This is a genomic window from Vibrio sp. V19_P1S1T109 (genome assembly GCF_002241375.1).
Lineage (GTDB): Bacteria > Pseudomonadota > Gammaproteobacteria > Enterobacterales > Vibrionaceae > Vibrio > Vibrio anguillarum.
This window is the reverse complement of record NZ_NDIM01000010.1, coordinates 1-2,846: the sequence shown is the minus strand read 5'-3', so window position 1 is coordinate 2,846 and position 2,846 is coordinate 1. Positions and strand designations below refer to the sequence as shown.

Here is a 2,846-nt window from a genome sequence, read left to right as displayed (position 1 = left end):
GATCACGTCAGTATGCTAAGAGCAGGGATTGCCTTTGCTGACAAAATCAATGCCGTTAGCCCTAATTATGCTTCCGAGCTGCTAACACCGCTTGGCTCTCATGGGTTAGTAGATGATTTTGTTCACCGAGCTAGAGATTTGCACGGCATCGTTAATGGGTGTGATTATAGCGAGTGGGATCCACAAAACGATGAATTTCTTCCTCTTGGCTACTGTGATGAAGCTGAATCACTTCAAGCGGGCAAACGGGCGAGTAAGCGCATGTTGCAAGAGGAGCTGCAATTACCTCAGCGTGACTTGCCTTTGTTTGGGATGGTTTGTCGACTCACCCACCAAAAAGGTTTCCACTATATTTTACCTATACTAGAGTCGTTCTTACGCAATGATGCTCAGCTCATTATTGTTGGCACAGGAGAGCCTGAAGTTGCTGTTCAGCTACATAAAATGGCGGCGAAGCATGCTGATAAATTTGCGTTTGTTGAAGCTTATAGCAATCGTTTTGCACATTTGGTTGAAGCCGGTTCTGATTTCTTCTTAATGCCTTCAGAATTTGAAGCTTGCGGTTTGAATCAGATCTACAGCATGGCTTATGGCACGCTGCCCATCGTTCGTGAAGTTGGTGGTTTAAAAGACACCGTGCGTGATTATGATAAGTTTCCTGAAGAAGCGACCGGCTTTGGTTTTCATGATCCTTCTCCAGAAGCACTGCTTATTGCAATGCAGCGAGCGATGCTGTTTTATCTTCAACATCCCGAAACTATGTTGGAGGTTCAGCAGAGGGCGATGCGACAAAATTTTAGCTGGCAGGATTCAGCGAAAGAGTACATCAAGATGTATCATCTCGCGTTTCATGACTGATGTTTTTATAACAAGTAAGGCGCTTTGGCGCCTTACTTGTTTAGCCGAACGAGCCCGCATGATTTTTTGCTATTCAGCCCCCGTTTTGTGGTAGTCTTGCGTTTCTCAAATTGAAGCTGATTAACGGTTTTGTATGTCTCATAGCCTACTTTTCCATAAGACCTACCTGCATCCCACCAGTGATGAATGGGTTGTTTTTGTGCATGGTGCAGGTGGAAGTTCATCCATCTGGTTTAAGCAAATCAAAGCGTACCGTGAGCATTTCAACCTGTTATTAGTTGATTTACGAGGTCATGGCAAGTCAAACCAACTGTTTAAAGAGTTGATGGCAAATCGTTACACGTTTAAATCCGTCACTCTTGATATTCTCAAAGTGCTCGATCATTTGAAAATTCAGTCTGCCCATTTTGTTGGAATGTCACTCGGCACCATTATTGTGCGTAATCTTGCTGAAATAGCGACTGGGCGAGTTTGCTCTATGGTTTTGGGCGGAGCGATAACCCGTTTGAATGTGCGCTCTCAAGTGCTCGTAAAGTTGGGTAATTTGAGTAAACACATCATTCCTTACATGTGGCTTTATCGTCTGTTTGCTTACATTGTGATGCCACAACGCAACCAAAAAGAGTCACGGCATCTTTTTATTCGAGAAGCGAAGAAGCTGTGCCAAAAAGAGTTTAAACGCTGGTTTATGCTGACTTCCGAAGTCAATCCTCTGATGAAATGCTTCAAAGAGAAAGAGCTGCCCATTCCTACTCTTTATCTTATGGGAGAGAGAGACTATATGTTCATTCAACCCGTTAAAGACATGGTGGCAATGCATAGACAAAGTGTGTTATTAGAAATCCCAGATTGCGGCCACGTGTGTAATGTTGAACAGTCTGAGATGTTTAACCACCACTCAATTGAGTTCATCCGCCAGCATCAGACTCGTTAGTCTGAATCTAAACAACCGCAGTACCAGCAGGCTGCAAACTGCGGCCCATTTTCCTCGTTGCACTGTCCACAAACCCAGTTAGGTTCTTCGTTTATCTCTTCTATCTGATAGGCCAATAATTGTGCTTGAGCCTCGGCGATTTGAGTTTCATCCAACAGCCATATATAGGGCAAGGTTTCTTCTGAAAAAGGGAGCTCTCCACCTAAGCCGTATAAGTTATCGCCTCTCACTTCACAGCGAATATTGAATTGCTGTAAATACTGACAAACTATATATGCCTCTATCGGGTGGTTTGAAACACAAATTTTCATCATTATTCACTTCAGGCGGAAGTTGGGTTTTTGTTCAATCTGGCCATAATCCACTTGGTGAGAATAGGAAAAAGACCTAATAGAGCAAATGAAAGCAAAACCGAAGGAGATACAATACCGGATAAGCTTTCAATTTCAGATAGTTGAGTACCAGCATTCAGATAAACGGCAGTGCCGGGTAGCATACCGAGTTGGCTAATCAGGTAAAAGCGAGCGGTTGATATGGGTGTTAGGCCCATTAATAAATTAATCAAGAAAAAAGGGAAAACCGGAATTAAGCGCAATGAGAATAGATAAAATGCCCCATCTTTTGCAACGCCTTGATTGATCGTTTGCAGCTTTTGACCAAATTTTGTTTGAATCCATTCACGCAGTAAGAAACGGCTACTCAAAAAGGCGATAGTTGCGCCTATGGTGCTGGCAAAGGAGACAAGCAGTAAGCTAGTCCAAAAACCAAACAGCGCAGCGCCCAGTAACGTGACGACCGCCGCTCCTGGGATAGAGAAAGCGGTGAGCACAATATAGAGTGAGAAATAGATCAAAGCAGCGCTGATCACGTTTTGGCTAATGTATTCGTTTAATAGCATTTGCTGTGCTTTGGCATTATCTAACGTTAGATAGTGGCCAAAATTTACAATCAAAAAGATAATAAAGGCAAATAAAGCCAAGCCTAAGAGAAGTTTTTTATTCATGGTATTCCTCAAAACGACATATTTTACTAGATATAGTGAAGAAGACAGAGG

At 42.9% G+C, this 2,846-nt stretch carries 4 protein-coding genes; 2 read left to right on the top strand and 2 right to left on the bottom strand.

All coding sequences use genetic code 11. The features are described 5' to 3' along the window. On the top strand, window positions 1-858 hold an 858-nt coding region (locus B9J87_RS00850; RefSeq protein ID WP_141201523.1), incomplete at its 5' end, for a glycosyltransferase. A 133-nt stretch (window positions 859-991) separates the two neighbouring features. Beyond that, window positions 992-1,792, top strand: a complete 801-nt coding sequence (locus tag B9J87_RS00845) for an alpha/beta fold hydrolase (protein WP_019282196.1) — start codon at window positions 992-994, stop codon at window positions 1,790-1,792. On the opposite strand, the gene B9J87_RS00840 is transcribed toward B9J87_RS00845, so the two are convergent. Continuing rightward, window positions 1,789-2,106: a putative signal transducing protein gene (locus B9J87_RS00840; RefSeq protein WP_013857075.1), complete on the bottom strand. Its 318-nt coding sequence runs from the start codon at window positions 2,104-2,106 to the stop codon at window positions 1,789-1,791. The genes B9J87_RS00845 and B9J87_RS00840 overlap by 4 nt on opposite strands. An 8-nt stretch (window positions 2,107-2,114) precedes the next feature. Beyond that, the gene (locus B9J87_RS00835; protein ID WP_094149190.1) at window positions 2,115-2,795 is read right to left on the bottom strand and encodes a TVP38/TMEM64 family protein; all 681 of its coding nucleotides are present in this window, start codon (window positions 2,793-2,795) and stop codon (window positions 2,115-2,117) included. Window positions 2,796-2,846: the final 51 nt, after the last annotated feature.

Coding starts and splice junctions, on each gene's coding strand:
- B9J87_RS00840 (WP_013857075.1), bottom strand. CDS start 2,106: ATGATGAAAATTTGTGTTTCAAACCACCCGATAGAGGCATATATAGTT.
- B9J87_RS00845 (WP_019282196.1), top strand. CDS start 992: ATGTCTCATAGCCTACTTTTCCATAAGACCTACCTGCATCCCACCAGT.
- B9J87_RS00835 (WP_094149190.1), bottom strand. CDS start 2,795: ATGAATAAAAAACTTCTCTTAGGCTTGGCTTTATTTGCCTTTATTATC.